Origin of the sequence: Paracoccus jiaweipingae, assembly GCF_044335505.1 — a bacterium.
GTDB lineage: Bacteria > Pseudomonadota > Alphaproteobacteria > Rhodobacterales > Rhodobacteraceae > Paracoccus.
The window spans coordinates 83,660-110,414 of the sequence record NZ_JBISBS010000006.1; the positions used below are offsets into that span (position 1 = coordinate 83,660).

The window sequence follows — 26,755 nt, forward strand, 5'->3', positions numbered from 1 at the left end:
GCCTTGTTGTCGTTTGTCGTCAGGCCCGACCGTAGGCCCGCGACATGGCAATGTCCAATGCCTGATCGGCAGGCATATCGCCCCAGCAGGCCAGCTGGAACGCCGGATAGAAGCGTTCGGCATTCTCGATCGCGGCGCCGATCATGCTGTCGATCTGTTCGGGCGCGGCCAGCGCCTCGCCGGCCAGCAGCAGGCCATAGCGCCAGACCATCAGCTTTTGCGCCCGCCAGAAGGTAAAGCCGCCTTCCCAGACCTGATCATTGGCCTGGTTCAGCAGCGCATATAACGGGTCCAGCCGGTCCTCGGGCGGGTCCATGTCGAAGGTGCAGATCAGCCGCAGCATCGAATCGCGCGGCGCCCAGGCAAGGGTCAGCGAATAGGCCCGCCACTGGCCCTCGACCACCATGGCGATCTGGTCCTCGGCCAGACGGTCGAAATCCCATTCGCGATGGGTGGCGACGGTTTCCGCGATGTCGATCGGGTGGATGTCATCGCTGTGGATAAAGGTTTCTGCCTGTGCCATTGCCTGCTCCCTGACCGCTTGATGCGGGTTGCCGGGGGTTGGCTGCGGCCAACCCAACCGTGGTGGCGCTTACAAGGACCAGAGGTTCACCCGATCCCTGCTACAAGATATCGTGGTCGCGAATCGGATATGTGTAAAGTGATATTTCCATGAACCACCAGAACCGGGCGCAGGGGCGCGATCATGGCGGCGATCTGGACCGGGCACGCGCGGCTTTTGGCGGCGATGACTGGATCGACCTGTCCACGGGCATTAACCGCGACCCCTATCCGCTGCCGGACCTGCCGGGGCGGGTCTGGCGCGACCTGCCAGACCGCAATGCACAGGCGGCGCTGGTTGCGGCGGCGGCGGGGTGTTTTGGCTGCGCCCCCGGTCAGGTGCTGGCGCTGGCCGGGGCCAGCGCGGCGATCCAGCTGGTGCCGGGGCTGCGCCCGGCGGGGCGTGCGGCGGTGTTATGGCCCAGTTACAACGAACATGGCGCGGCGCTGGCGGCGGCGGACTGGCAGGTCGGGCATGTGCAGGACATCCGCCAGATGGCCGGGGCCGGTCTGGCGGTGGTGGTTAATCCCAACAATCCCGATGGCCGCTGCTTTGCCCCCGAAACGCTGCGCGATCTGGCACGGCAGGTCGGGCTGTTGGTGGTCGATGAAAGTTTCGCCGATCCGCGCCCGGACCTGACCATCGCCGCAGATATTCCTGACAATACGCTGGTTTTGCGCAGTTTTGGCAAGTTCTGGGGACTGGCCGGGCTGCGGCTTGGTTTCGCACTGGGGGCGCCCGGCCTGCTGGCGCAACTGGCCGAACGCGCCGGGCCATGGGCGGTCAGCGGGCCGGCGCTGGCCATTGGTGCGCAGGCGCTGGCTGACCGGGACTGGCATGGCGACACGGTCACGCAACTGTCCGAATCGGCGCTGCGGATGGATCAGTTCGCACTGCGCGCCGGCTGGCAGCTGGTGGGCGGGGCGCATCTGTTCCGGCTGTATCGCACCGCTGACGCCGCACAGACCCAGACCGCGCTGGCCCGCCACCGGATCTGGAGCCGGATCTTCCCCTATTCGTCGCATTGGCTGCGGCTTGGCCTGCCCGGCAACCGCGACGAATGGGACCGCGTCCGCGCCGCGTTCGAGGCGCTTTAGACGCCCCTGTCCGCCACCGCCAGCAAGCCGTCCACGTCCAGATGCGCCTCAAGATGGGCGGCCAGCGCGTCCAGCGTGGCCTCGACCCGTGCGCTGTGGCCGCCGCTGGATGTGGCCCCCAGCCGCGCCAGAAACGCGGCGCGAAAGCCGTCATCGGAAAACAGCCCGTGGGTATAGCTGCCCATCACCCGGCCGTCGGCCGAAATCGCCCCCTCGGGCTGGCCGCCGATCACCGCAAAGGGCCGGACGCGGTCGGGACCGGTGGTGCGGCCCATGTGGATCTCGTACCCGCTGACCGGCTGTCCCAGCGCGGTGCCGCTGACCCGCGCCAGCCGCTTGTCAGCCGCCATTTGCGTGCGCAGGTCCAGCAGCCCCAGCCCGGCATCGCAGCCCGCATCGCCATCATGGCCCTGCGGGTCGTCGATAACCCGACCCAGCATCTGATAGCCGCCGCAGATCCCCAGCACATGCCCGCCGCGCCGCAGATGCGCGGCAAGGTCGATATCCCAGCCCTGCGCACGCAGAAAGGCCAGATCGCCGCGCGTCGATTTGGTGCCGGGAATGATCACCAGATCGGCGTCACCGGGCAGCGCCTGCCCCGCCCCCAGCATGGTCAGGCGCACCCCCGGTTCCGCCGCCAGCGGGTCCAGATCGTCGAAATTCGCGATCCGCGACAGGGTCAGGCACACGATATGCAGCCCCTGCCCGGTGCCGGCCCGCAGATCCACCGCATCTTCGGCAGGCAGCAGGGCTGCGGGCGCAAACCACGGCACCACCCCGAAACCGTGCCAGCCGCTGCGCTGTTCAATCAGGCGATAGCCGTCGTCAAACAGCCGTGGGTCGCCGCGAAACCGGTTGATGACAAAGCCGCGCACCAGCGCTGCGTCGGTGGGGTCCAGCACCAGTTGCGTGCCCAGAATTTGCGCAATCACCCCGCCACGGTCGATATCGCCCGCCAGAATGACCGGCACCCCCGCCGCCTGCGCAAAGCCCATATTGGCGATGTCGTTTTCGCGCAGATTGACCTCGGCCGGGCTGCCCGCGCCCTCGACCAGCACCAGATCAAAGGCGGCGCGCAGGCGCTGGAAACTGTCCAGCACCGGGGCCATCAGCCGCGGCTTGAGGTCGCGATAGGCCCCGGCCTGCGACCGCCCCCAGGCCTGCCCCTGCACCACGATCTGCGCGCCGGTATCGGTCTCGGGCTTCAGCAGCACCGGGTTCATGTGGACCGAAGGGTCCAGCCCCGCCGCCTGCGCCTGAAGCGCCTGCGCGCGCCCGATTTCGCCGCCATCATGGGTCACGGCGGCATTGTTGGACATATTCTGCGGCTTGAACGGGGCCACGCGGATGCCGCGCGCCCGCGCCGCCCGGCACAGACCCGCCACCAGCAGCGATTTGCCGACATTCGAGCCGGTCCCCTGTATCATCAGCGCTGGCATTGCGATCCCCTGCTTGCCATCATCGCTTATGCTGACTAGATAGGCCCGTCCGCAAATGAAAGGCCCCAGCCCGTGGAAAATGTCGTCCTGACCGTGCATCTGATCCTTGCCGTCCTGCTGATCGGCGTCGTGCTGCTGCAACGGTCCGAAGGGGGCGGCCTTGGCATGGGCGGTGGCGGCGGTGGCGTCATGACCGGTCGTCAGGCCGCGAATGCGCTGTCGAAACTGACCTGGGTGCTGGCGATCGGCTTTCTGATCACCTCGGTCACGCTGACGGTGATTGCGGCGCGCAACTCGGCCGGGTCGTCGGTCATGGACCAGATCGGCGCTGCCCCGGCCGAAGAACAATCGCAGGCGCCCGCGCTGGACTATACCCCGCCGCCGGGCAGCACCCCGGCGCAGAACGCCCCCGCCGCGGGTGAACCCGTCGTGCCGCCGGTGCCTGCCGCCCCGGCAGCCGACACCCCGGCAACAGAGGCCCCGGCAACGGGCACCCCGGCGCAACCTGCCGCAGATGCACCGGTGACCCCGCCCGCAGCGCAGGCGCCCGCCGCCGAACCCGCCACGCAGGCCCCGGCGACACCGGCCAACTGACAGACCTATCCTGACGGGTGGCGCGGCCATCCGCATCCGACAACAGCGGTCCGTTGCGGCGGAACGGGAAATCGGCTATAGCCCAAATCCCGTGATGCCGGTTCGCGACGGACCCGCAATTTCGATTCGAACCAAGACCGAACAGAACTCACGGGGGCCGCATGGCGCGTTATATTTTCATCACCGGCGGCGTTGTTTCATCCCTCGGCAAGGGGCTGGCCTCGGCGGCGCTGGGGGCGCTGTTGCAGGCGCGGGGTTTCACCGTGCGGCTGCGCAAGCTGGACCCTTACCTGAACGTCGATCCCGGCACCATGTCACCGTTCGAGCATGGCGAGGTTTTCGTCACCGATGACGGCGCCGAAACCGATCTGGACCTTGGCCATTACGAACGCTTCACCGGCGTGGCCGCGCGCAAGACCGATTCCGTCAGTTCGGGGCGGATCTATTCCAACGTGCTGGAAAAGGAACGGCGCGGCGAATACCTGGGAAAAACCATTCAGGTCATCCCCCACGTCACCAATGAAATCAAGGACTTCCTGTCGATTGCCGAAGACGAGGTCGATTTCATGCTGTGCGAGATCGGCGGCACGGTCGGCGATATCGAGGGGCTGCCCTTCTTCGAGGCCATCCGCCAGTTCGCGCATGAACGCCCGCGCGGCCAGTGCATTTTCATGCATCTGACGCTGCTGCCCTATCTGGCCGCCTCGGGCGAGCTGAAGACCAAGCCGACCCAGCACAGCGTCAAGGAACTGCGCTCGATCGGGATCGCGCCGGATGTGCTGGTCTGCCGCTCGGAGCAGCCGATCCCGGAAAAGGAACGTGCCAAGATTGCGCTGTTCTGCAATGTGCGCCCCGATGCCGTCATCCCGGCCTATGACCTGAAATCCATCTACGAGGCGCCGCTGGCCTATCACCGCGTCGGGCTGGATCAGGCGGTGCTGGACGCGTTCGGCATCTCGCCCGCGCCGCGCCCCGACCTGTCGCGCTGGGAAGACGTGATCGACCGCCTGACCAATGCCGAGGGCGAGGTCCGCATCGCCGTGGTCGGCAAATATACCCAGCTTGAGGATGCGTATAAATCCATCTCCGAGGCGCTGACCCATGGCGGCATGGCCAATCGCGTCCGCGTCCGCGCCGACTGGGTCGACAGCGAGGGGCTGGTGGGCGATGCCGCTGCCCAACGGCTGGCGGGCTATGACGGTATCGTCGTGCCGGGCGGCTTTGGCGAACGCGGCACCGAAGGCATGATCGCAGCCGCCAAATATGCGCGCGAAAAGAAGGTGCCCTATCTGGGGATCTGTCTGGGGATGCAGATGGCGGTGATCGAGGCCGCGCGCAATCTGGCCGGCCTGCCCGATGCCGGGTCCGAGGAATTCGACCACGAGGCCGGCGAAAACCGTTTTACGCCAGTGGTTTATCACCTCAAGGAATGGGTGCAGGGCAATTACACCGTTCAGCGCAAGGTCAGCGACGACAAGGGCGGCACCATGCGACTGGGGGCCTATACCGCGGTTCTGGACCCTGAATCGCGGGTCAGCGCCGTCTATGGTGGCGCGACCGAGATCGAGGACCGTCACCGCCACCGCTATGAGGTTGACGCCCGCTATCGCGACACGCTGGAGGCCGCGGGCCTGCATTTCAGCGGCATGTCCCCCGATGGCAAGCTGCCCGAGGTGGTCGAATATCGTGACCACCCTTGGTTCATCGGCGTCCAGTCGCACCCGGAGCTGAAATCCAAGCCCTTCGACCCGGCACCGCTGTTCGCGGATTTCATCCGCGCCGCCAAGGAATTAGAGCGCATTCTTTAAGCGGCTTCGATGCATTGAAATCCCAAAGGCCCGCCCTGACAGGCGGGCTTTTTGCTGCCCGCGCCGCGCCGTCACAGGACCACGTTAACCAGCTTTGGTGATTTTCGGGCCGGATTCAGGGTTTGTTCACTTTTCTCTGCAAGGGTGGCGTCATGATTCTGTAATGGGACGACATGATGCCATGAAACATACCAAAACAATTTCCAGCGCCTTGGGCAGCCTGCGGATGACGGCGATCATTGCCATCGCCGTAACCGCGCTGACCTGTCTGGCCTTTATTGCCGTTGACCGCTTTTACGCGCAAAAAGTTAGCAATATCAATGAGGTTCGGTTTGACGTCGAACTGATTGCCGAAAATTACAAGAATGTTCGCAATGCCGAACTGATGCTGGTAGCCGAAAAGAAGGAACAGGATGTCGAAAGCTATCTTGCTGCCGCTTCCCAACTGGAAGACGTGATCAACTTGGCAGCGGGCGCAACGCGCAAGGCAGGCCTTGAAAACGCCCGTGAAAAAACGGCAGAGTTGGCAACCAATGCGGTTCAGCGGAATGCCATTTTCCTCAAGCTGATTCAGGTCTATCGCAAACTGGGATTCACCCCCGATACCGGGCTTGAGGGGGAATTGCGCAGTGCCGTTCACGCGCTTGAAGACACAACCAAAAAGACCTCGGCCCTGCCATTGCAGGTCGATGTGCTGATGCTGCGGCGCCACGAAAAGGACTTCATGCTGCGCGGCAATCAGCGCTACATCGCTGATATCGACGCGCGGGTGAAAAAGATCAAAGCCAGCCCGGCCGATGTCTTTGGCGGTCTGGCCGCCAAAACCGGTTTCCTGAAAATGCTGGACAGCTATCACACCGCTTTTGGGGCCTATGCGCAAAAGGCGACAATGGGTGTCGCCATGCTGGATAATTCCAAGGATTTGCTGCAACAGGCCTATCCGGTTCTGGATCAGCTTCAGGCCGAAACCTCGGCTGCTGCGGCAGCAACGGCGCGTCAGGCCTTCCAGATCAAGCTGGCAATGGCGGCGGCGGCGCTGGCCCTGCTGGTGCTGTCTTTCGGCATTTTCCTGAAACGGTCCGCAGCCATGTCGCGCGGCATTTCCGAGCCTCTGTCCGAGGTCACGCGCAGCATCAGTGCGCTGGCCGCAGGTCAGGATTCGGTCCCGGTCAGCCCCGGTTTACTGTCGGAAATCAACGATATTGCTGAAGCACTGGAAACCTTCCGCGCCAGCTTTGCCGAGCGCGAGCGCCTGAAATCCGAGGCCGAACGAACCCGCGAGGCGCATAGCGCCGAACGCCAGCGCAACGCCGAGGAGGAACGTCAGCGGATTGAAAAGACACAGGCCCTGGAACGCGCCGCCGCGTCCGAGATCGCCGAAGTGGTCCAGACCTGCGCCGCCGGCGATTTCAGCCGCCGCCTGCGCACCGATGACAAGTCGGAAACCTTCTCGCAGATCGCGGATGGGGTAAACCAGATCAGCGATGCCGCGGAACGGGGCCTGACCGACGCAATCGGGGTCCTTCAGGCCCTTGCGGCGGGCCGCCTGACCACCCGCATGAGCCTGGAACACAGCGGTATTTTCCGCGAAATGGCGCAGGCCGTGAACGAGACCATCGACAATCTGCGCGCGATGATCGAACGCGTCGTGGTCGCGGGCAATCACATTGACCTCGCCTCGGACGAGGTCGCCCGCGCCGGTCAGAAAACCGCCGAACGCTCGGAACGCACGGCTGAAACGCTGCAAAATTCGGCCGCCGCGCTGGAAGAGCTGACAGCATCTGTGGCCTCGACGGCGGAAAATGCCAATAACGCCCGTGTGCTGGCCAATGACGCCAAAACCCGGGCCGAGCAGAACCGCCAGATCGGGTCGCAGACCGGCGATGCCATCAACCGGATCGCGTCCTCGTCCGAGAAGATCGCCCGCATCACCGGCATGATCGAGGATATCTCGTTCCAGACCAACCTTCTGGCGTTGAACGCGGGCGTCGAAGCCGCGCGCGCCGGCGAGGCAGGAGCCGGCTTTGCCGTCATCGCCTCGGAGGTGCGCGATCTGGCGCAGAAATCCTCGCAGGCGGCGCGCGATATCAGTCAGCTGATCTCGACCAGCACCGAACAGGTGCGCGACGGCGTGGAACTGGTGTCGCGCAGCAGCGAGGCGCTGGTGTCGATGCAGGAATCGATCAACACGATCGTGGGCCGCGTGGCCGAAATTGCCGAGGCCAACAGCGAACAATCCACCGCGATCATGGAGATCAACCACTCGATCAACGCGCTGGATCAGATGACGCAGGAAAACATGCTGCTGATCGAGGAAACCACCTCGGCTGGCAATGCCCTGCGCAGCGAAGCGGTGGAACTGGCCAGCGTCGTCGCGCGCTTTGACATGGGCGAGCTGGATCACAGCGCCCCACAGGCCGATGACCGGCACGCGGCCGCCTGAGGCGCCAGACCGGGGCGGCCTGTCTGCCCCGGTCAACCCACGGGTGATTTGTGTATTTGAACTGTCATGAAGCCCGACTAGATTGCCCTGTGCCGACCGACACCGTGCAGGAGAACACCGTGCCCAAAGACGACAGCCCCGAGGACTGGCTTGAGGCCGAACTGGCCGATAACCTCGACGAGGATTACGAGATCGAACTGGAGGACGCCGTCCTGTCACGCGAGATCCGCAAGATCTATCGCGAGAACCACCCCAGCCAGATGGACCGCCGGGTCTATTTCCACGAATTGCTGCGCCTGCAGTCAGAGCTGATCAAGCTTCAGGACTGGGTCAGCTATCACAAGGAAAAGGTCGTGGTCCTGTTTGAGGGGCGCGACAGCGCTGGCAAGGGCGGCGTGATCAAACGCATCACCCAGCGCCTGAACCCCCGCGTCGTGCGCACGGTTGCGTTGCCCGCCCCGTCAGACCGCGAAAAATCGCAGTGGTATTTCCAGCGCTATGTCCCGTATCTGCCGGCTGGTGGCGAAATCGTGCTGTTCGACCGCAGCTGGTATAACCGCGCCGGGGTCGAACGGGTGATGGGCTTTGCCGACGAAGATCAGGTCGAACAATTCTTTCAGGACGTCCCGGAATTTGAACGTATGCTGGTCCGGTCCGGTATTCGGCTGGTGAAATACTGGTTCTCGATCACCGATGAGGAACAGCAGATGCGCTTTCTGATGCGCGTCCACGACCCGCTGAAACAGTGGAAACTGTCACCGATGGACCTGCAATCCCGCGTCCGCTGGGAAGCCTATACCAAAGCCAAGGAAGAGATGTTCGAACGCACCAACATCCCCGAGGCGCCATGGTATATCGTCCCCGGCAATGACAAGAAGCGCGCAAGGCTGAACTGCATGGCGCATCTGCTGTCGCTGATGCCCTATAACGAGATCCCGCATGACGAGATCACCCTGCCCGAACGTGTATTCAACCCCGATTACGAACGCGATATCCTGCCCCGCGACCTGTATGTGCCGCAAAAATACTAACCTTTCGGGGTGGAGGCGGCCCCGCCCGATGCCCTTACCTCGCGCCAGAACAGATGTCTGGCGCGACATTTTCTGAGGGCTTGGCTCAGATGCCAGGGTCCGTCCCAACGCGGCCTGCAACCTGACGGTGCGGGTGGTGCGGGCAGAAGGGTCATCCCGGCTTAGGTCAGAACGGTTGATGCTGGGATGACGCCGTTGGCGGCTTAACCCATTAATAAAAGGCATGGTCATGGATGAATATGCCATTCAGACCGCCGCTTTACACCAATCAGCCCACCGTGCCACGAGTCGCAACCCGCAGCCTCCAGCCGCCCTTATTTGGGCGGGTGAGGTAGCGGGCTTGCCCCTTACGACCGCCGCAAACCATTAGAAAATAAATTAAATTTGAAAAATGGCGGAAGCGGTGGGATTCGAACCCACGGTACGGTTTCCCGCACGCTGGTTTTCAAGACCAGAGCCTTAAACCACTCGGCCACACTTCCGGGTCGGCTTGGCTTAGCGGCTGTTGCGGGCGGGGGCAAGCGGTGTTGCGGGGCCTTGGGGGTCTCGGGGGTATTTGCTGGCAAGATAAGGTAGACGCGACCCCGTCGCGACAGGGCTGGCTGGCGCGCGATCCGGGGCGCGGGTTGTTTGCGGGGGCGGGGACAGGCTAGATACAGCGCATGACGGAACCGGAAATTTTTGACAAGATCATCAGTGACCGCGGCTCGCGCTATGCGGTTTCGGGGGGACCGGTCAGCGATCGCGATCAGGCCGTGGCCTTTATCGCCGCCCTGCGGCGCAACAAGCGATTCGCCAAGGCCACCCATCACAGCTGGGCCGCAATCCTGAACGGCGAGCCGGTCAGAAATGATGACGGCGAAAGCGGCGCCGGTCAGATCATCGCGCAAATGCTGGACCGCGAGGGGCTGGAGGGCCATATCGTCGTGGTCACCCGCTGGTATGGCGGCAAGCATCTTGGCGGCGACCGCTTCCGGCATGTGGCCGATGCCGTGCGCCATTACCTTGCGCACCGCCGTGACGCCCCGGCGGGGCGGGGCTGACGGATATCACCAACCCTCACCCGCAACAGGAATTATTCATTTTTTTCGCCATATTATGGATCTTTTCGGGCAGGATGCTGCTTATGCAGACGGGCGCATCTTGCCTTGGGCGGGGCGGGGTGCCAGAAGGCCACGGCTGCCGCAATGCTGCGGGGCTGGGCAAGTGATTGATGTCGGGGAAAAACTATGAACCGTCGCGACCTGTTATCCTCTGCCGCTGCTGCAATGGCGGCCGGCGCCTTTGGCGCTGCACCGGTCGCGGCACAGGACACCGCCGCCGCACCCCGTGGCTTTGACTTTGACGCGCTGGCGGCGATTGCCAAGGACCGCGCCTCGCGTCCGTTCGAATCGGCGCGCATGACCATGTCGGGGACCTTTGCCGACCTGACGTATGACCAGTATCGCGCCATCCGCTTTCGCCGCGACCGCGACCCGTGGCAGGGACAGGGCGATTTCGCCATCGACCTGCTGCCCCCCGGCCTGATCTTTCACGAGGCGGTCGAGATCAATCTGGTCAGCGGAAATGTGGTCACCCCCCTGCCCTTCCTGCCCGACATGTTCGAATTCGATCCGGCGCTGTTCCCCGACGGCATCGACACCGATGATGTCAGGGGGCTGTCCTGGTCGGGCTTCCGGCTGCGTGCGCCGCTGAACCGGCCCGATGTGATGGATGAATTTCTGGTGTTTCAGGGCGCCAGCTATTTCCGCGCGGTGGCGCGCAACACGCTGTATGGGCTGTCGGCGCGCGGCCTGGCGCTGGGAACCGGCAGCGCCGCGGGCGAGGAATTCCCCATCTTCCGCGCCTTCTGGGTGCATAAACCCGAAAGCCGGGCGCGTTCAGTCAGGATCCATGCGCTGCTGGACAGCCCCTCGATCGCGGGCGGGTTCGAATTTATCGTCAGCCCCGGCGCCGACACCGTGGTGGAAACCCGCTGTGCGCTGTTCCCGCGCAAGGATCTGGACAATGTCGGCATCGCGCCGCTGACCTCGATGTACTGGTTCGGCCCCGAGGACCGCGCCACGGTCGACGATTACCGCCCGCGCGTTCACGATTCCAACGGGTTGCAGATGCTGACCGGGCGCGAAACCCGGCTGTGGCGGTCGCTGAACAACCCCGCCACCCTGCAAATCTCGGCCTTCATGGACGAGGACCCGCGCGGATTCGGGCTGGCGCAGCGCCCGCGTGCCTTTGCCCATTACGAGGACAGCGAGGCGCGTTATGAAAAGCGCCCCTCGGCCTGGATCAGCCCGCGCGGCAAATGGGGCAAGGGCACGGTCACGCTGGTCGAAATTCCGGCCAATAATGAATTCAACGACAATATCGTCGCCTATTGGCAGCCGGCGCTGACGCTGAAGGCGGGGCGGCGCTATGACTTTGCCTATGGGCTGACATTCGCGCCGCTGCCGCCCGACCTGGCGCCGGTGTCGCGGGTGGTGCAGACGCTGTCGGGCCTGTCGGTCAACGACCCCAAGCGGCGCAGTTTTGTCATCGACTTTGACGCGCAAACCCTGGCCGAGCGTGAACTGACGCCGGTGGTCACCGCCTCGAAGGGCACGGTCGAGGGCGTGCATATCATCCTGCTGCCCGACGAGGACCGTATCCGTCTGGCCTTCAGCTTTATCCCGCAGGGGGCCAGGCTGGCGGAACTGACGGCGCGGCTGGACGGGCCAAACGGGCCGCTGTCGGAAACATGGCTCAGCCGCTGGACGGAAGGGTGATCGCTTGACCCCGCATCCGCCAGCCCCGGCGCCGCTTTCCGCGCAGCCGCCCGTCAGCCAGCCCCTCTGTCCGCCCACCCCGCCCGAGGCCCCGCTGGCTATGCCGCAACAGGCCTTTGACCGGCCCGCGCCGCGCGACAGCGGTCCGGGGCGGCGCTGGCCGGGGCTGCGTGTCTGGCTGGCGCGGCTGATCGCCTTTGGTGGCGCGCTGGCCATTGCCTGCATCGGCGCGTGGCAGATGTCGCTGGTCTTTGGCGAAACCATGACCCCGCTTCAGGTGGTGCTGCTGGGGCTGTTCACGCTGACCTTTGGCTGGGTCGGGTTTTCCTTTACCTCGGTTCTTGCCGGGCTGATCGCATCGCGTCCGCTGACCCCGGACGGCCCGACCACCGCCCGCATCGCTGTGGTCATGCCCGTCTATCACGAAAACCCGGCCGAGACCTCGGGCCTGCTGGCGGCGCTGGCGCAAGAACTGGCAACAGCCGGGCTGACCGACCGGGCCGAGATTTTCGTGCTGTCCGACAGCCGCCGCCCGGAATCGTGGCTGGCCGAAACCGCCGCCATCACCCGGTTGCGCGCCCTGTCGCCGGTGCCGGTCTGGTATCGGCGCCGCGAATCCAATGCCGGGCGGAAGGCCGGAAATGTGGCCGAATTCGTGCGCCGCTGGGGCGGGCGCTATGACCAGATGGTGGTGCTGGATGCCGACAGCATTATCGGCGGCCAGACCATTGCCGCGATGTCGGCGCGGATGCAGGCCGACCCGGAACTGGGGCTGATCCAGACCATGCCGATGCTGGTCGGCGGCCAGACCATCTTTGCCCGGCTGATCCAGTTTGCGGGCCGCATCTATGGCGCGGCGGTGGCGCGCGGGGTGTCGGCATGGTCGGGCGATGATGGCAATTACTGGGGCCATAACGCGATGATCCGAATGCAGGCTTTTGCCGCCTGCTGTGGCCTGCCTGACCTGCCCGGTCGCCCGCCCTTTGGCGGCACCATCCTGTCGCATGATTTTGTCGAGGCCGCGCTGATGCGCCGTGCCGGCTGGAAGGTGCGGCTGGATCACGACCTGCGCGCCAGCTTCGAGGGCAGCCCGCCGACCCTGCTGGACATGGCGGTGCGTGAACGGCGTTGGGCGCAGGGCAACCTGCAACATGCGCGGCTGTTGCTGGCGCGCGGCCTGTCCCCGGTCAGCCGGGTGCATTTCGTCATTGGCATTCTGGGCTTTGTGATGTCGCCGCTGTGGCTGGCGATGATCCTTGTCGGGCTGGCGCTGGCGGTGCATGTGCTGTTGTCGCGCCCTGAATATTTTCCACAGACCTATCAGCTGTTTCCCAGCTGGCCGGTCTTTGACCCGACGCGGATGCTGTGGCTGTTCGTGGCGGCGATGGTGTTTTTGCTGACGCCCAAGCTGATCGCCGTGATCGCGGCCATGTTCCGCCCGACCCTGCGCGACGGGGCCGGCGGCGCGTGGCGGATCATCCGTTCGGCCCTGTTCGAGATTTTGCTGTCGACCCTGATCGCCCCGGTCCAGATGCTGATCCAGACCCGGCAGATTTTTGACATTCTGCGCGGTCGCGACAGCGGATGGGAGGCACAGGTCCGCGCCGGGGCGATGCCCGGCTGGCGTGTCGTGCTGCGCCATCACGCCGCCCATGTCGGGCTGGGGCTTGGCACGCTGGTGGTGCTGGGTGTGTTTTCGCCCGGCCAGTTGATCTGGCTGTCGCCCATCCTTGCCGGGCTGATCCTGTCGCCCCTGACCTCGCGCTGGAGCGCATCGCCTGTCATCGGCCGTTGGGCCCGCCGTCGCGGCCTGTTGCTGACCCCCGAGGAACGCAACACCCCGCCGATCATGGCCAGCGCCAATCAGCTGGCATTCCAGATCGGCCAGCGCCTGCCCGATTTCGCGGCGCTGGGGGCCGATCCGCAAGTGCTGGCCGATCACATCGCCATGCTGCCGCCGCACACCCCCCGTCCCGCCGCCGAGCGCCTGCCCGAGATCTCTGCCGGCGCCAAGATCGCCGCCGCCACCAGCCGCGGTCAGGCGCTGTCCTTCCTGTCGACTGATGAAAAAGCCGCCCTGCTGGGACAACCCGCGCTGTTACAGCATTGGGCTGATTTGCCGGCATGAGGCGGATCTATGCGCTGGACATGATGCGCGGCTATGCGCTGGTCTGCATCATGCTGAACCACATGCCGATCGGGGTGCTGCGCTCGGCGGCGATCTCGAATTACGCGGTGTTCGACGCGGCGGAACTGTTCGTGCTGCTGTCGGGGTTTCTGGTCGGGCTGGTCTGGCGCAAGTTCGAGGCCGATGCCGGCATGGCCGCCGCGCAGCGCCGCTTTGCACGCCGCGCCTTCGAGGTCTGGCGCGCGCTGCTGATCGGCGCGGTGGTCATGGCGCTGCTGTCCTGGGGGCTGCTGGAACTGGGGCTGAAACACACCGCGATCTGGACCGATTACGCCCGCCAGATCACCACCGACCCGCTGGATTACCTGTGGCGCGTGGCGATCCTGTGGACCCAGCCCAACCTGATCGACGTGCTGGGGCTGTATGTGGTGCTGATCGCCTCGGCGCCGGTGCTGATGCCGGCGCTGACGCGCCAGCCGGCGGCTTTTGCGATCATCTCGGTCGGGATGTGGCTCTTTGCCGTCCAGCTGAACGCATTGCTGCCGACCGAACGCGCCAATGGCGGGTTGCTGTTCAACCCATTCGGCTGGCAGATGCTGTTTTATTCCGGCGCGGCCATGGGCTATTTCCGCGCGCCGCTGATGGCGGTTCTGCGGCCATGGACGGGGGTGCTGAACCTGCTGGCGGCGTTCGTGCTGACGGCGGGGGTGCTGTTTGCGATGATCGGCTGGCTGGGACCGGCGGGCAAGCCGCTGATGTCGGCGGTGCTGGCGGTGACCGGGCCGATCGACAAATGGTCGATGGACGGGCTGCGCTTTGCGTCGGTCATGGCCGCGACATGGGCAGTGGCGGTGCCGATGGCACAGCCGCTGGAACGGCTGGCCGCCACCCGCGGCGGACGCGCACTGGCCCTGATCGGGCGCGGCGGGCTGATGACCTTTGTCAGTTGCGTGCTGCTGTCGATCCTTGGCGATGCGGCGCAGATGCAATGGCGCAAGGACCAGCCGGTCAAGCTGGCGGTCGATCTGGGGGTGGTGCTGACCCTGTGGCTGGTGGCACTGGCATGGGACCGCTGGCAAGCCCACCGGCGCCACCAATCACAACCCACAGCCGCCTGACGCCGCGATATGCCAAAGCACATTCGCCGCCACCCCCATAATAACACAGCACCGCAAGACAAAGCCGGAAAGCCCGGGCGCTGTGCAGGTCCCCCATCTGTTTGAAAGATATGGGGACACAGCCCCCTTCTTACCGAAGGCAAGCGCCGATGAAATGCGCGGCAGAAATCAGCTGTTTTGCAACCAATCAGGATAACAGCAGAACAGTGTATCGCCGGATACAAAGCGATGAAAAAATTCAATCAATACAATACATTAAAAGAAATGGCGGACGGTGAGGGATTCGAACCCTCGAGACGGTTCCCCGCCTACACACTTTCCAGGCGTGCGCCTTCGACCACTCGGCCAACCGTCCGTGCCGCCCCCTTTAGCCCGCGATGCGGCGGGGTGCAAGTCAGAGCTTGGAAATCTTCGCCTGAAGTTCGGCCAGCTGGCGGCGGATATCGGCCATGTCGCCATTGGGGGCGCTGTCGGCCTGCATGTCCAGCTCCGACAGGTCGGGACCGCTGCTGCCCTTGGGCCAGTTGCCCATCATCGCGCGCAGAAACATCTGTTGCTGGCGCTGAAGCTGTTCAAACCCCGGCATTCCCGACATCGGGTTGGGGATGGTGGCCATGTTTTCCATCAGCTTGGACTGACCCTCGCGCAGCATTTCAAAGCTGGCGGCCAGGAATTGCGGCACCACCGACTGCGCCTGCGTGGTATAGCTGCGCACCAGATCGGTCAGCACCTCGATCGGCAGCACATTTTCGCCGCGGCTTTCATGTTCGGCCACGATTTGCAGCAGATACTGGCGGGTCAGGTCGTCGCCGGATTTCAGGTCAACGATCTTGACCTCGCGCCCGTCACGGATAAAGCGGGCGATGTCTTCAAGCGTGACATAATCGCTGGTCTCGGTGTTATACAGCCGCCGGCTGGCATAACGCTTGATCAGCAGCTGGTTCTTGTCTGCCGCAGAACTCATCCGCACCCTCCTTGTTCGCAGTTGCAACATTGTGCGGTGCGCCCCGGAAAATTGCAAAAGAAAAAGGGGCGCAACCCGCGCCCCCTTCCTGAAAACGGGATAAACCGATCAGACCTTGGCAGCCGGGGTGGTCGCCTTGCGGGCCGCGGCCTGGGCCTGACGGGTGGTCTTTTCGACCGCGTCCTGCGCATCGGCAGCCAGGTCCTTGCCGGTGGTCAGCATCAGGTCGACGGTGTCCATCTGAACCTTCTTGGCAACCTCGGCATAGGCGGCCATGTGCTCGGCGGCCATTTCGGCGGCGGCGGTGGTGAAATCGCTCATCGCCTTGGCATAGTCCGACGGCTCCTCGCGCGAGACGGCCAGTTCGCCCATCCGCGACAGGGTGTCCTTGGCCCATTGCGCGCTGATCTCGGTCGAGCGCTCGGCGGCGGCCAGTGCGACTTTGGCCATTTTCTCGCTCAGCGCGGCTTGCGATTTGAACGCGTCTTGCAGCGAGCTGGTGTCAACCGGGAACTGCTGCATCATGTCTTGGAAGGTTTTGGTGAAATCGGGGGTCTTGGCCATGTCATAGTCTCCTTTGCTGGACGGGCGACTGTGCTGGATGCGCCCGACGCTTCGATGATGACGGTCTCAGTATAATTGCTGCACCGCAGCATTTCAAGTATTTGATGCCGCGGTGCAGCAATTTCCTACAATTTTTCGTGAACGTAACGGCCCGGCGCCGGGTCGTTTTTCGCATCGGGCTGGCGCGCGGGCACCATCGGGCCGGAAAACCCCGCCAGCCAGTCCGACCAGCGCGGCCACCAGCTGCCGGGGTGGAACCGGGCCGTGTCACGCCAGCCCTCGGGGCCGTCGTCAAAACCGCCATCGGAGGTGTAATGGCCGTATTTCTTTTTCGAAGGCGGGTTGACGATGCCCGCGATATGCCCCGATTCGGACAGGATGAACTGTTTGTCGGGCGACCCCATCTGCGACACCCCAAGCCAGCTTTGCCGCCAGGGCGCGATATGGTCGGTTTCGCAGGCAATGGCGCAAAGCGGCAGGGTCACATCGCGCAGCCGCACCTGCTGGCCCAGAATGGTAAAGCCATCCCCGGCAAAGCGGTTGTCCTGACACAAACCGCGCAGATATTCCATCGCCATGCGCCCCGGCAGGTTGGTGCCGTCGCCGTTCCAATACAGCAGGTCAAAGGCGGGCGGCGCCTCGCCCATCAGATAGCTGCGGATGGCCGGTCCCCAGACCAGATCATTGGCGCGCAGAAAGCTGAAGGTGCGGGTCATCAGCTGCGCGGGCAGAATGCCTGCGCGGGCGACCTCCTCCGCCAGCCCATCGACGAAATCGTTCTGAAGATAGGGGGTGAATTCGCCCTGATCGGAAAAATCGGTCAGCGTGGTAAAGAAGGTGGCGCTGTTGACCCGGTCATCGCCGCGCGCCTTCATCAGCGCCAGCGTCAGCGCCAGCGTGGTGCCGGCGATGCAGTAACCGACAGCGTTCAGCTTGTCCTGCCCGGTCAGCGACAGCACCTGATCCATGACCGACAGATAGGCGCTGACATACTGGTCCATCCCGGTATCGGCATAGGACAGGTCAGGGTTTTTCCAGCTGACCACGAACAGGGTAAAGCCCTGATCGACGATCCATTTGATCAGGCTGTTTTGCGGCTTCAGGTCCAGAATATAGAATTTGTTGATCCATGGCGGAAAGATCACCACCGGCGTGGCGTGCACCTGTTCGGTGGTGGGGCTGTACTGGATCAGCTCGTATAAGGGGCTGCGCGCGACCACCCGGCCCTCGGATGCGCCGATATTCTGGCCGACCTCGAACGCATCGCGATCAGCCAGCGACACGATGACCTCGCCGCCATTGGCCTCGACATCGCGGACCAGATTTTCCAGCCCCCGGATCAGGCTGGCACCCTCGGTCTCGATCGCCCGTTGCAGCGCGTCGGGGTTGGTGGCCAGAAAATTCGTCGGCGCCATCATGTCGATCAGCTGGCGGGTAAACCATTCCACCCGGCGCCGGGCGGTTTCATCGGGCAGGTTCAGTTCCGCCGCGGCGCGCAGCATGGCCTCGGAATTGATCTTGTATTGCTTGCGCACGAAATCAAAGAACGGGTGCGTGCGCCACAGCGGGTTGGCAAAGCGCTTGTCGGTTTCGCCATCCGCGTCATCGCCATCCGTATCAGCGCCGGTCATCAGCCGGCCCTGCGCCAGATCCTGCTGCACCTGGGCATAATGTTTCAGCGTATCGCCCCAATAGCTGATCTGTTGTTCCAAAATCCGCGCCGGTTGTTCGGCCAGCAGCTTGGCCCAGGCCTGCGCGGTGGACAGATACAGTTCAGGCCCCGGCGCCTCGACCGCCGGGCTGTGCAGCGGGCGCCGCGCCAGCGCCGCCATCAGGCGCTGGGTCAGCCCCTCGATCCGTTCCACATTCAGCGCCATCGCCTCGGCCAGACTGTCGGCCTGCACCGGGCTGAAATCGGGCATGGCGGCGCTGCGGGTCTGCGGATTGGGGGCCTGCGGCTTGGGGGCATCGGCTGTTGCCGGGGCGGGTGCCGCAGCGGCGGGTTTGGGCGCCTGCGCGGCCTTGGGGTGGGTGGTGGTGCGGGTGTCGCTGCGCTGCGGCGCCTTGGCGCGGGCGCTGCGCGCGGTGGCGGGTTTGCGCGTCGCGGCGCGGGACGGTTTGGCCGCCGGTTTCGCGCCGCCCGCCGCCGATGCGCCCCCGGCAGGTGCCGTGCCGGTTTCGGTGACGCCCGCCTTGGCCCCGCTGGCCTTACCGGCGCTGGTCGCCTTGGGCCGCGCGGCCCGCGCGCCAGACTTGGCAGGGCTGTTGCTGTCCCCTGCCACGGCTTTGCGAGACCCGGTTGCGGCCTTCTTTGCAGGTGCAGCATTTTTGCCGCCGCCAGCCCCCGCCCCCGCGGCACCCTTGCTGCCTTTTGCAGCCGCGCCGGGCGTGTCGGCGACCGGGTCGGACGGCGCAGAATCTGTGGTGGAATTGCTGTCTTTGCTTGCCATGGCGACGAATCCTCCCTACCTTCGGCCACCATATGACACAGCCCGACAGGGCGTAAAGGAACTTCTTGCCGCAACCATGCCGCAGCGCAGCATGATTGCGCGCACAAGCGATCGGGACGGGAAACATGTTCAAGGGCTATCGTGGGATCGTGTCCTATGACGCGATGGAAACCATTCGCAACACCAATGAATGGCTGGGGGCATCGGCGCGGGCCATGGCGTCCTATCCGGTGTTTTCGATGATCCCGCATCCGGCGTTCAAACTGCTCAGCGCCTGGGGCCGGGTGACCGAACGCAGCTTTGCCCGCATGGTGATCAAGCCCGACTGGAACATCCCCCCCATCGCCGGGCAGGACGGACAGGACCACATCACCTATGTCGAAAAAGAGCTGTCCCAACCCTTTGGCGACCTGATCCGCTTTCGCGTCGCCCGCCGTGACCCGATGCCGCGCAAGGTGCTGGTGGTGGCGCCGATGTCGGGCCATTACGCGACGCTGGTGCGATCGACGGTGGTATCGCTGCTGCCCGATTGCGATGTCTATGCCACCGACTGGCACAATGCCCGCGACATTCCCGTGTCCTGCGGCAAGTTCGACATCGAGGATTACACCCAGTATCTGGTCCGCTTCATCCGCCATCTGGGACCGGACACCCATGTCATCGCGATCTGCCAGCCGGCGCCGCTGGCGCTGGCCGCCACCGCCGTTCTGGCCGCCGAGGATGAGAAACTGCAACCTCGCACGCTGACGCTGATCGGCGGTCCCATCGACCCCGATGCCGCCGCGACCGAGGTCACCGATTTTGGCAACCGCGTCACCATGGGCGAGCTGGAGCATCTGGCCATCCAGCAGGTCGGGATGAAATATGCCGGTGCCGGGCGCATGGTCTATCCGGGGCTGGCGCAACTGTCGTCCTTCATCACCATGAATGCCGACACCCACGCCAATGCCTTCATCAACAAGATCTTTGCCGAGGCCCGTGGCGAGGCCTCTGAAAACGACAAACACAACAAGTTCTATGACGAATATCTGGCGGTCATGGACATGACGGCGGAATTTTACCTCTCGACGGTCGAGCGGATCTTCAAGGGGCTGGAAATCGCCCAGAACCGCTTTACCATCGAAGGCCAGCCCGTCGATCTGGGCAAGATCCGCAATATCGGCATCATGACGGTCGAGGGCGCCAATGACGACATCTCGGCCCCCGGCCAATGCGTCGCGGCGCTGGATCTGTGCACCGGCGTCGATGCGGCGCGCAAACAGCAGCATCTGGAACCCGGCGCCGGCCATTACGGCATTTTCGCCGGCAAGTCGTGGCGCCTGAATATCCGCCCGCTGGTGCTTGATTTCATGGATGAAAACACCACCGGCGAAAAGCACCGCAGGCGGGGCCGCGTTCAGGTGGCCGATACCGCCAGCGACACCCAGACGCCCATCCGCGACGACAAGATCGCGGTCTGACCCGGATCAGGCCCCAAGGCCCCTGCGGGTTTGGGCGCCAGGATGGCGCGGCGGGCCATACCCCCCGCCGCATCCCGGACGGGTTACAGCCGGGCCAGAACCTCTTCGACGCTGCCGGCGATCAGGGACAGACAGTCGGGCGTCGAAAACCGGTGATCGGCATCCTTGACCAGCGCCAGCCGCATATCCGGCCCGTTGCAGTGGTCCAGCAGCCGCAGCGCCCAATCCATCGGCACATCGGCATCCGCGGTGCCTTGCAGGAAACGCACCGGGAAGGGCAGCATCAGCGGTCGGTCCAGCACCAGATGGTCATCACCATCCTCGATCAGACGCCGCGTGATCACATAGGGGCTGTCATCGTAATCCGACGGTAATTCGATCCGCCCGGTCGCCATGACCTCGGCCCGCTGCGCCTCGGTGAAACCGGCCCAAAAACCATTGCGGGTGAAATCGGGCGCCGCCGCGACCGTCACCAGCCCGGCCACCCGTTCCGGCATCGCCCGCGCAACCAGCAGGCTGATCCAGCCGCCCATGCTGGACCCGACCAGCAGTTGCGGCCCCTCGGTCAGGGCGGTGATCGCCGCCGCCGCATCGGCAAACCAGTCACCGATACATCCGGCCTCGAAATCGCCGCTGCTTTCGCCGTGCCCGGAATAGTCGAAACGCAGGAACCCCCGCCCCTGCGCGCGCGCCCAATCCTGCAAATACAGCGCCTTGGTGCCCTGCATGTCCGATTTGAAACCGCCCAGAAACACCACGCCCGGCCCGTTTCCGGCAAGCTGTTCATAGGCAATTCGCCGCCCCTGCGGCGTATCCAGATATTGGGGCATCACGTCCTCGTCTTGGTTCAAATATCCCACGGGGGCGTGGGGGTGTGAAACCCCCACAAAGAACTGCGGGTGTGGGGGTGTGAAACCCCCACGGAAAACTGCGGGTGTGGGGGCGTGCCCCCTACCGAAAGCCGCAGGCACTGCGTCGCACGCGCCCCACTCACACCGCGCATGTTGACTTTCCCCGCCTCAGGTCGCAAGAGGCGCGGACACATAACCCGCAACCGGGCGTTCCGTGGGCGCCAAACCGACGAGGAGCCAAGCATGTCTGGCCAGATCTCCCTTACCTTTCCCGATGGCAATAAACGCGACTATCCCGCTGGCATCACCGCTGCGCAGGTCGCTGAAAGCATTGCCCCTTCGCTGGCCAAACGCGCCATTTCCGCGACCGTGAACGGCCAGCATACCGACCTGCAATGGCCGCTGACGCAGGATGGCAGCATCGCCATCAACACGATGAAGGACGACGCCCCGGCGCTGGAACTGATCCGGCACGATTTCGCCCATGTCATGGCGCGCGCGGTTCAGGAATTGTGGCCCGACGTCAAGGTCACCATCGGCCCGGTGCGCGATGCCGGCTGGTTTTACGATTTCGACCGCGCTGAACCCTTCACCCCCGAGGATCTGGGCGCCATCGAAGCCAAGATGAAACAGATCATCGCCGCGCGCGAACCGGTCCGCACCGAGGTCTGGGACCGCGCCCGCGCCATCGCCCATTACGAAGCCGCGAACGAACCCTTCAAGGTCGAACTGGTCAACCGCATCCCCGAGGGCGAGGACCTGCGCATGTACTGGCATGGCGACTGGCAGGATCTGTGCCGCGGCCCGCATCTGCAATCGACCGGCCAACTGCCCGCCGATGCGTTCAAACTGACCCATGTCGCCGGCGCCTATTGGTTGGGCGACAGCACCCGCCCGATGCTGCAACGCATCTATGGCGTGGCTTTCCGCAACCGCGACGACCTGAAAGCCCATATGCACATGCTGGAAGAGGCCGCCAAACGCGACCACCGCAAGTTGGGGCGCGAAATGGACCTGTTCCACATGCAGGAGGAAGCCCCCGGTCAGGTTTTCTGGCACCCCAATGGCTGGACGATTTACACCACGCTTCAGGACTATATGCGCCGCCAGCAGCGCCGCGATGGCTATGTCGAGGTCAACACCCCGCAGGTGGTGAACCGCAAATTGTGGGAGGCCTCGGGCCACTGGGACAATTACCAGGAAAACATGTTCATCGTCGAGGTTGACGAAGATCACGCCCGCGAAAAGACGGTTAACGCGCTCAAGCCGATGAACTGCCCCTGCCATGTCGAAATCTTCAAGGTGGGGCTGAAATCCTATCGCGACCTGCCGCTGCGCATCGCGGAATTCGGCTCGTGCAACCGCTATGAACCCTCGGGCGCGCTGCATGGCATCATGCGGGTGCGCGGCTTTACCCAGGATGACGCGCATATTTTCTGCACCAGCGACCAGATTCAGGCCGAGTCGCAGAAATTCATCGGCCTTTTGTCGCGCGTCTATGCCGATCTGGGCTTTACCGACTGGCGCATCAAGCTGTCCACCCGCCCCGAAAAGCGCATCGGCTCCGAGGAAAGCTGGGACCATGCCGAGGCCGCGCTGGCCAATGCCGTGACCGCCGCTGGTCACAGCTATGAAATCTTTGAAGGCGAAGGCGCGTTCTATGGTCCCAAGCTGGAATTCGTGCTGACCGATGCGATTGGCCGCGACTGGCAATGCGGCACCTTGCAGGTCGACCCCAACCTGCCCGAACGCCTTGATGCCGAATATGTCGGCGCCGATGGCAACAAGCACCGTCCGGTCATGCTGCACCGCGCGGTTCTGGGCAGCTTTGAACGCTTTATCGGCATGTTGATCGAAAACTATGCCGGCAAGCTGCCATTCTGGCTGGCGCCGCGTCAGGTCGTGGTGGCCTCGATCGTGTCGGATGCCGACGATTATGTCGAAGAGGTCGCCGCCGCGCTGCTGATGGCGGGCGTGCGGGCCGAGGCCGATACCCGCAACGAAAAAATCAACTACAAGGTGCGGGAACATTCGCTGGCAAAGGTGCCGGTGATTCTGGCCATCGGCATGAAAGAGGTCGAAAACCGCACCGTCTCGATGCGGCAGCTGGACAAGCAGGGCAGCGAATCGCTGTCGCTGGATCAGGTCGTGGCCCAGCTTTCCGCACAGGCAACCGCCCCCGATCTGGTCTGACCGGGGCGGAAAAGCCGCATTGTCAGCAAAAATTCACGCTCGCTTTACATAAGCGGGCGTTTCTTGCTTGTGTTTGCGCCAATTTGCTTCATGCTGTCCCCAGCGTGAGCATACTTTCTACCGCCTCCCTTTACGGGGCAGCCGGACGACCGAAAGACAGGCTGCACGGCCCACCCTGGCAATATCGCTGGTGGGATTTTTTGAAGGAGAGACGGTCATGGCTACCGGTACCGTGAAATGGTTTAACGCCACCAAAGGCTTCGGCTTCATCGCGCCCGACGATGGCGGCAAAGATGTGTTCGTGCACATCTCGGCGGTCGAGCGTGCCGGCCTGAAAGGTCTGCAAGACAACCAAAAAGTCAGCTACGAGCTTCAGTCCGGCCGCGACGGTCGCGCTTCGGCTTCGGATCTGCAACTGATGTAATCGCCGCGGCGGGGCCTGCCCCGTCAGCGCGATCAGGCATCAAGGCCCGCGCCCCGGCGCGGGCCTTTTGCATGTCCAACCGCGATGCGTTCGCCCGTGGCGCCCCTTTTCAGATGGGGTTCATGCGACGCAGGTGTCATTCGGTTCCCGCCCGCGTCGGACTTTTGCTGCGCTGTCCGAACACTTAGAACCCGTATTCCATATCCGCCCCTCCTGTCCGCTATGCCGCTGAGTTGTGCGTCCTGTCAGACATGGGCAACACCTGTTTCACACCACTCCTTGCTGGTTGGCACGGCCACGAATGCGGTCCAGAAGGGGACGTTACCCAGCGCCCTGCGGCGGGCGTCAGTCACATTTTCACGGCAGTGGAATAACCATCAGCAGAACAACCCCGCGCGCCGCAGCCCAGAAGCGCCGCCCCGACAAAGACCGCGCAACAGATTATTCTGACAAGGATCTTTCTGCGTCGCCCCCCTTTTCGCCGCGGCGATTCTGGGCCGCGTCTTCCTTTGCCCGTCCATCGCTGCCCGCTGCTGTGGGTTCTGCGGCGCCAACCGGGGCGCTCGGGCCACCCCCTTACGCCGCCCCCGCCGCGCGGCCCGATCATCGCCGTCAGCCCGGACATATTCCGGTTTTGATCTGGCAAAAACCGGCACAAAGGGCTAAGCACCACCCCCGTGATCCGCCCCAACCGACAGGCCAAGTGATGACGCAATCCCCCTTCAACCTTGCGGAATATGTGCTGCACGCCGGCGCGCAGACCCCTGAGAAACTGGCCATGTCGGTGGTTGGTCCCAGCCGGGCTGACCGCTGGTCCTATGCGCGGCTGATCGCGGCGGTGCGCGGCACGGCGACCGGGCTGCGCCAGTCGGGCCTTGTGCCGGGCGACCGCCTGTTGATCCGGCTGGGGAACACGCCGGGCTTTCCCATTGCCTATCTGGGTGCCATCGCCGCCGGCATTGTGCCGGTGCCGACCTCGGCCATGCTGACCGCGCCAGAAATCACCAAACTGTCCCAGACCCTTCATCCCAAGGCGATTGTCGCCGGGGCCGATATTGCGCTGCCCCAGCATCACGCCCCGGTCCTGACCGAGGACCAGATTACCGCCATGGCCGACCTGCCCGCCGCGGACTGGGAAATGGGCGACCCGGAACGGCTGGCCTATATCATCTATACCTCCGGCTCGACCGGGCAGCCGCGCGCCGTGATGCACGCCCATCGCGCCATTCTGGCACGGCGGGCCATGTTCACGGACTGGTATGGGCTGGGGGCCAGCGACCGCTTGCTTCATGCCGGTGCATTCAACTGGACCTTTACCCTTGGCACCGGGCTGATGGACCCGTGGACGATGGGCGCCACCGCGCTGATCCCGGCCGAAGGCACAGCGATCGAACAGATCCCCCTGCTGGCCAACCGTCACGGCGCCACCATTCTGGCCGCCGCGCCGGGCGTGTTCCGGCGGATGCTGCGCGCCGAATGGCCACCCATTGCCAGCCTGCGTCACGGGCTGGCGGCGGGCGAAAGGCTGGACCCGGGATTGCGCGCCGACTGGCAGATCCGCACCGGCACCGACCTGCACGAGGCAATGGGCCTGTCGGAATGTTCGACCTTCCTGTCGGGGTCCCCGTCGCGGCCCGCGCCGGTCGGCACGGCGGGCTTTGCACAGGCGGATCGCCGGGTCGCCATTCTGCGCGATGACGCCACCCCTGCCCCGACGGGCGAACCCGGTGCGCTGGCCATTCATCGCGACGATCAGGGGCTGTTTCTGGGCTATCTGGACCAGCCCGGGGAAACCGCCGCCAGGTTTCGCGGCGACTGGTTCCTGACCGGCGACATCGCGGTGGCCGAGGACAGCGGCGCCATCCGGCTGGAGGGGCGGGCCGATGACATTATGAATGCCGGCGGTTTCCGCGTCTCGCCAGCCGAGATCGAGGAGGTTCTGGCCACCCTGCCCGATGCCGGCGACGTGGCCGCGACGGAACTGCCGGTCGGGCCGGGCAGCAGCATCATCGCGCTGTTCTGGACCGGTGCGGCCAGCGCGCAGTCGCTGCGCGATCTGGCTCAACAGCACCTTGCCCGCTATAAGCAGCCCCGCGATTACATTCATATCGACAGCCTGCCGCGCACACCGACGGGCAAGATCAACCGCCGCCAGTTGCGCGATACATATCGGAAGGACCGCTGATGCCGCTTCAGCCCACATCCGCACAGGTCCGGCTGGACATCTTTGCTGACCCGACCTGCCCGTGGTCGCTGATCGCCAAGGCCGAACTGGACCGAGCGCTGGAAGCCCGGCCACGGCACCCGCTGGCCTTGACGTGGCATCCCTTCCGGCTGGAGCCCCAGATGCCGGCGGCGGGGATGGATTATGTGACCTATATGAAGGCCAAATACCGCGACGAAAAAGGTATTCTTGACGCCATGGGCCCGGTGATGGCCGCAGCCGAGCGTTTGGGCCTGTGGATCAACCCCTCGCTGATCGAGCGCGTTCCCGACACCACCAACGCCTTTCGGCTGCTGCATTGGGCCGGAATCGAATCGGCGCAGACGCGGGTCATGTCCGGGCTGATGCGGGCGCATTGGCGGGAAGGACGTAATATCGCGCGCCCCGATGTGCTGCGCGACATCGCCGCAAGTGCCGGAATGGATGGCGCCATGGTCTTGCGCCTGCTGACGACCGAGGCCGATATCGACACCGTGCTGTTGGCCGAGGCCCATGCCCGCGATCGCGGCGTGCGCGCGACGCCGACCGTCATCGTGGCCGACCGTCATGTCGTAACCGGGGCGCAGCCGGCCAGCCTGTGGATGCAGGTCATCGACGATCTGGCAGCGGCAGGCTGACCTGACAGACCGCATAAGGGGGCAGA

The 26,755-nt window shown here is 64.4% G+C and carries 20 protein-coding genes and 2 tRNA genes; 14 read left to right on the forward strand and 8 right to left on the reverse strand.

All coding sequences use genetic code 11. From position 1 onward, the window contains the following. Positions 1-19: 19 nt before the first annotated feature. Positions 20-523, reverse strand: a complete 504-nt coding sequence (locus ACFXP9_RS11350; RefSeq protein WP_397208724.1) for a type III secretion system chaperone family protein — start codon at positions 521-523, stop codon at positions 20-22. Between the two features lie 149 nt (positions 524-672). Here ACFXP9_RS11350 and cobD point away from each other — a divergent pair, with 149 nt between their 5' ends. Next, positions 673-1,659: a threonine-phosphate decarboxylase CobD gene (gene cobD, locus ACFXP9_RS11355; RefSeq protein ID WP_397208723.1), complete on the forward strand. Its 987-nt coding sequence runs from the start codon at positions 673-675 to the stop codon at positions 1,657-1,659. Here cobD and ACFXP9_RS11360 read toward each other — a convergent pair. Then, positions 1,656-3,098 carry a cobyric acid synthase gene (locus tag ACFXP9_RS11360; RefSeq protein ID WP_397208722.1) on the reverse strand — a complete coding sequence of 481 codons (1,443 nt, stop codon included), beginning with the start codon at positions 3,096-3,098 and terminating at the stop codon, positions 1,656-1,658. The two genes, cobD and ACFXP9_RS11360, sit on opposite strands and share 4 nt — an antisense overlap. A 72-nt stretch (positions 3,099-3,170) precedes the next feature. Between ACFXP9_RS11360 and secG the strand changes: the two genes are divergently transcribed. From secG to ppk2, 4 genes are all read left to right on the forward strand, one after another. Beyond that, positions 3,171-3,692, forward strand: coding sequence for a preprotein translocase subunit SecG (gene secG, locus ACFXP9_RS11365; RefSeq protein WP_397208721.1), 522 nt, complete (start codon positions 3,171-3,173; stop codon positions 3,690-3,692). 161 nt (positions 3,693-3,853) lie between these two features. Continuing rightward, on the forward strand, positions 3,854-5,500 hold the full coding sequence (locus ACFXP9_RS11370; RefSeq protein ID WP_397208720.1) for a CTP synthase: 1,647 nt from the start codon (positions 3,854-3,856) through the stop codon (positions 5,498-5,500). Positions 5,501-5,681: 181 nt separating this feature from the next. Further along, complete coding sequence (locus ACFXP9_RS11375; protein WP_397210220.1) at positions 5,682-7,943, forward strand: methyl-accepting chemotaxis protein; 2,262 nt, start codon at positions 5,682-5,684, stop codon at positions 7,941-7,943. Between the two features lie 119 nt (positions 7,944-8,062). After that, positions 8,063-8,974, forward strand: a complete 912-nt coding sequence (ppk2, locus tag ACFXP9_RS11380) for a polyphosphate kinase 2 (protein ID WP_397208718.1) — start codon at positions 8,063-8,065, stop codon at positions 8,972-8,974. A gap of 392 nt (positions 8,975-9,366) precedes the next feature. Here ppk2 and ACFXP9_RS11385 read toward each other — a convergent pair. Further along, positions 9,367-9,456: transfer RNA gene (locus ACFXP9_RS11385), tRNA-Ser, on the reverse strand. A gap of 180 nt (positions 9,457-9,636) precedes the next feature. Between ACFXP9_RS11385 and ACFXP9_RS11390 the strand changes: the two genes are divergently transcribed. The 4 genes from ACFXP9_RS11390 (at position 9,637) to opgC (ending at position 14,982) form a co-directional block, all read left to right on the forward strand. Next, the gene (locus ACFXP9_RS11390) at positions 9,637-10,017 is read left to right on the forward strand and encodes a YigZ family protein (protein WP_397208717.1); all 381 of its coding nucleotides are present in this window, start codon (positions 9,637-9,639) and stop codon (positions 10,015-10,017) included. A gap of 186 nt (positions 10,018-10,203) precedes the next feature. Beyond that, positions 10,204-11,736: an OpgD/OpgG family glucan biosynthesis protein gene (locus ACFXP9_RS11395; RefSeq protein WP_397208716.1), complete on the forward strand. Its 1,533-nt coding sequence runs from the start codon at positions 10,204-10,206 to the stop codon at positions 11,734-11,736. 4 nt (positions 11,737-11,740) lie between these two features. Next, positions 11,741-13,864 carry a glucans biosynthesis glucosyltransferase MdoH gene (mdoH, locus tag ACFXP9_RS11400; protein ID WP_397208715.1) on the forward strand — a complete coding sequence of 708 codons (2,124 nt, stop codon included), beginning with the start codon at positions 11,741-11,743 and terminating at the stop codon, positions 13,862-13,864. Then, complete coding sequence (opgC, locus tag ACFXP9_RS11405; RefSeq protein ID WP_397208714.1) at positions 13,861-14,982, forward strand: OpgC domain-containing protein; 1,122 nt, start codon at positions 13,861-13,863, stop codon at positions 14,980-14,982. Before mdoH ends, opgC begins: the two co-directional genes overlap by 4 nt. Positions 14,983-15,247: 265 nt before the next feature. Here opgC and ACFXP9_RS11410 read toward each other — a convergent pair. The 4 genes from ACFXP9_RS11410 to phaC form a co-directional block, all read right to left on the reverse strand. Next, positions 15,248-15,337 (reverse strand) — tRNA-Ser (locus ACFXP9_RS11410). 39 nt (positions 15,338-15,376) lie between these two features. Continuing rightward, positions 15,377-15,946 (reverse strand): polyhydroxyalkanoate synthesis repressor PhaR, encoded by a 570-nt coding sequence (gene phaR, locus ACFXP9_RS11415; protein WP_397208713.1) that lies wholly within the window; start codon positions 15,944-15,946, stop codon positions 15,377-15,379. Positions 15,947-16,054: 108 nt separating this feature from the next. Next, positions 16,055-16,510, reverse strand: a complete 456-nt coding sequence (locus tag ACFXP9_RS11420) for a Phasin (RefSeq protein WP_397208712.1) — start codon at positions 16,508-16,510, stop codon at positions 16,055-16,057. 125 nt (positions 16,511-16,635) lie between these two features. Next, on the reverse strand, positions 16,636-18,432 hold the full coding sequence (gene phaC, locus ACFXP9_RS11425) for a class I poly(R)-hydroxyalkanoic acid synthase (protein ID WP_397208812.1): 1,797 nt from the start codon (positions 18,430-18,432) through the stop codon (positions 16,636-16,638). Positions 18,433-19,085: 653 nt separating this feature from the next. On the opposite strand from phaC, the gene phaZ reads away from it, so the two are divergent. Then, the gene (gene phaZ / locus ACFXP9_RS11430; RefSeq protein ID WP_397208711.1) at positions 19,086-20,420 is read left to right on the forward strand and encodes a polyhydroxyalkanoate depolymerase; all 1,335 of its coding nucleotides are present in this window, start codon (positions 19,086-19,088) and stop codon (positions 20,418-20,420) included. An 83-nt stretch (positions 20,421-20,503) separates the two neighbouring features. Here the strand turns inward: phaZ and ACFXP9_RS11435 are convergent, their stop codons facing one another. Then, on the reverse strand, positions 20,504-21,250 hold the full coding sequence (locus ACFXP9_RS11435; RefSeq protein ID WP_397208710.1) for an alpha/beta hydrolase: 747 nt from the start codon (positions 21,248-21,250) through the stop codon (positions 20,504-20,506). A 264-nt stretch (positions 21,251-21,514) separates the two neighbouring features. On the opposite strand from ACFXP9_RS11435, the gene thrS reads away from it, so the two are divergent. The 4 genes from thrS to ACFXP9_RS11455 all read left to right on the forward strand — a co-directional run bounded on the left by thrS (position 21,515) and on the right by ACFXP9_RS11455 (position 26,729). Continuing rightward, positions 21,515-23,464 carry a threonine--tRNA ligase gene (gene thrS, locus ACFXP9_RS11440; RefSeq protein ID WP_397208709.1) on the forward strand — a complete coding sequence of 650 codons (1,950 nt, stop codon included), beginning with the start codon at positions 21,515-21,517 and terminating at the stop codon, positions 23,462-23,464. Positions 23,465-23,681: 217 nt separating this feature from the next. Next, on the forward strand, positions 23,682-23,888 hold the full coding sequence (locus tag ACFXP9_RS11445; RefSeq protein ID WP_397208708.1) for a cold-shock protein: 207 nt from the start codon (positions 23,682-23,684) through the stop codon (positions 23,886-23,888). 706 nt (positions 23,889-24,594) lie between these two features. After that, positions 24,595-26,073 (forward strand): class I adenylate-forming enzyme family protein, encoded by a 1,479-nt coding sequence (locus ACFXP9_RS11450; protein ID WP_397208707.1) that lies wholly within the window; start codon positions 24,595-24,597, stop codon positions 26,071-26,073. Then, positions 26,073-26,729, forward strand: a complete 657-nt coding sequence (locus ACFXP9_RS11455) for a DsbA family oxidoreductase (protein WP_397208706.1) — start codon at positions 26,073-26,075, stop codon at positions 26,727-26,729. The genes ACFXP9_RS11450 and ACFXP9_RS11455 overlap by 1 nt, the downstream gene beginning before the upstream one ends. Positions 26,730-26,755 lie beyond the last annotated feature (26 nt).

Bases quoted from the DNA above. Each gene is read 5' to 3' on its own strand.
- ACFXP9_RS11350 (WP_397208724.1), bottom strand. From the start codon at position 523: ATGGCACAGGCAGAAACCTTTATCCACAGCGATGACATCCACCCGATC.
- cobD (WP_397208723.1), top strand. From the start codon at position 673: ATGAACCACCAGAACCGGGCGCAGGGGCGCGATCATGGCGGCGATCTG.
- ACFXP9_RS11360 (WP_397208722.1), bottom strand. From the start codon at position 3,098: ATGCCAGCGCTGATGATACAGGGGACCGGCTCGAATGTCGGCAAATCG.
- ACFXP9_RS11370 (WP_397208720.1), top strand. From the start codon at position 3,854: ATGGCGCGTTATATTTTCATCACCGGCGGCGTTGTTTCATCCCTCGGC.
- ACFXP9_RS11375 (WP_397210220.1), top strand. From the start codon at position 5,682: ATGAAACATACCAAAACAATTTCCAGCGCCTTGGGCAGCCTGCGGATG.
- ACFXP9_RS11390 (WP_397208717.1), top strand. From the start codon at position 9,637: ATGACGGAACCGGAAATTTTTGACAAGATCATCAGTGACCGCGGCTCG.
- ACFXP9_RS11395 (WP_397208716.1), top strand. From the start codon at position 10,204: ATGAACCGTCGCGACCTGTTATCCTCTGCCGCTGCTGCAATGGCGGCC.
- opgC (WP_397208714.1), top strand. From the start codon at position 13,861: ATGAGGCGGATCTATGCGCTGGACATGATGCGCGGCTATGCGCTGGTC.
- phaR (WP_397208713.1), bottom strand. From the start codon at position 15,946: ATGAGTTCTGCGGCAGACAAGAACCAGCTGCTGATCAAGCGTTATGCC.
- ACFXP9_RS11420 (WP_397208712.1), bottom strand. From the start codon at position 16,510: ATGGCCAAGACCCCCGATTTCACCAAAACCTTCCAAGACATGATGCAG.
- phaC (WP_397208812.1), bottom strand. From the start codon at position 18,432: ATGCCCGATTTCAGCCCGGTGCAGGCCGACAGTCTGGCCGAGGCGATG.
- phaZ (WP_397208711.1), top strand. From the start codon at position 19,086: ATGTTCAAGGGCTATCGTGGGATCGTGTCCTATGACGCGATGGAAACC.
- ACFXP9_RS11435 (WP_397208710.1), bottom strand. From the start codon at position 21,250: ATGCCCCAATATCTGGATACGCCGCAGGGGCGGCGAATTGCCTATGAA.
- thrS (WP_397208709.1), top strand. From the start codon at position 21,515: ATGTCTGGCCAGATCTCCCTTACCTTTCCCGATGGCAATAAACGCGAC.
- ACFXP9_RS11445 (WP_397208708.1), top strand. From the start codon at position 23,682: ATGGCTACCGGTACCGTGAAATGGTTTAACGCCACCAAAGGCTTCGGC.
- ACFXP9_RS11450 (WP_397208707.1), top strand. From the start codon at position 24,595: ATGACGCAATCCCCCTTCAACCTTGCGGAATATGTGCTGCACGCCGGC.
- ACFXP9_RS11455 (WP_397208706.1), top strand. From the start codon at position 26,073: ATGCCGCTTCAGCCCACATCCGCACAGGTCCGGCTGGACATCTTTGCT.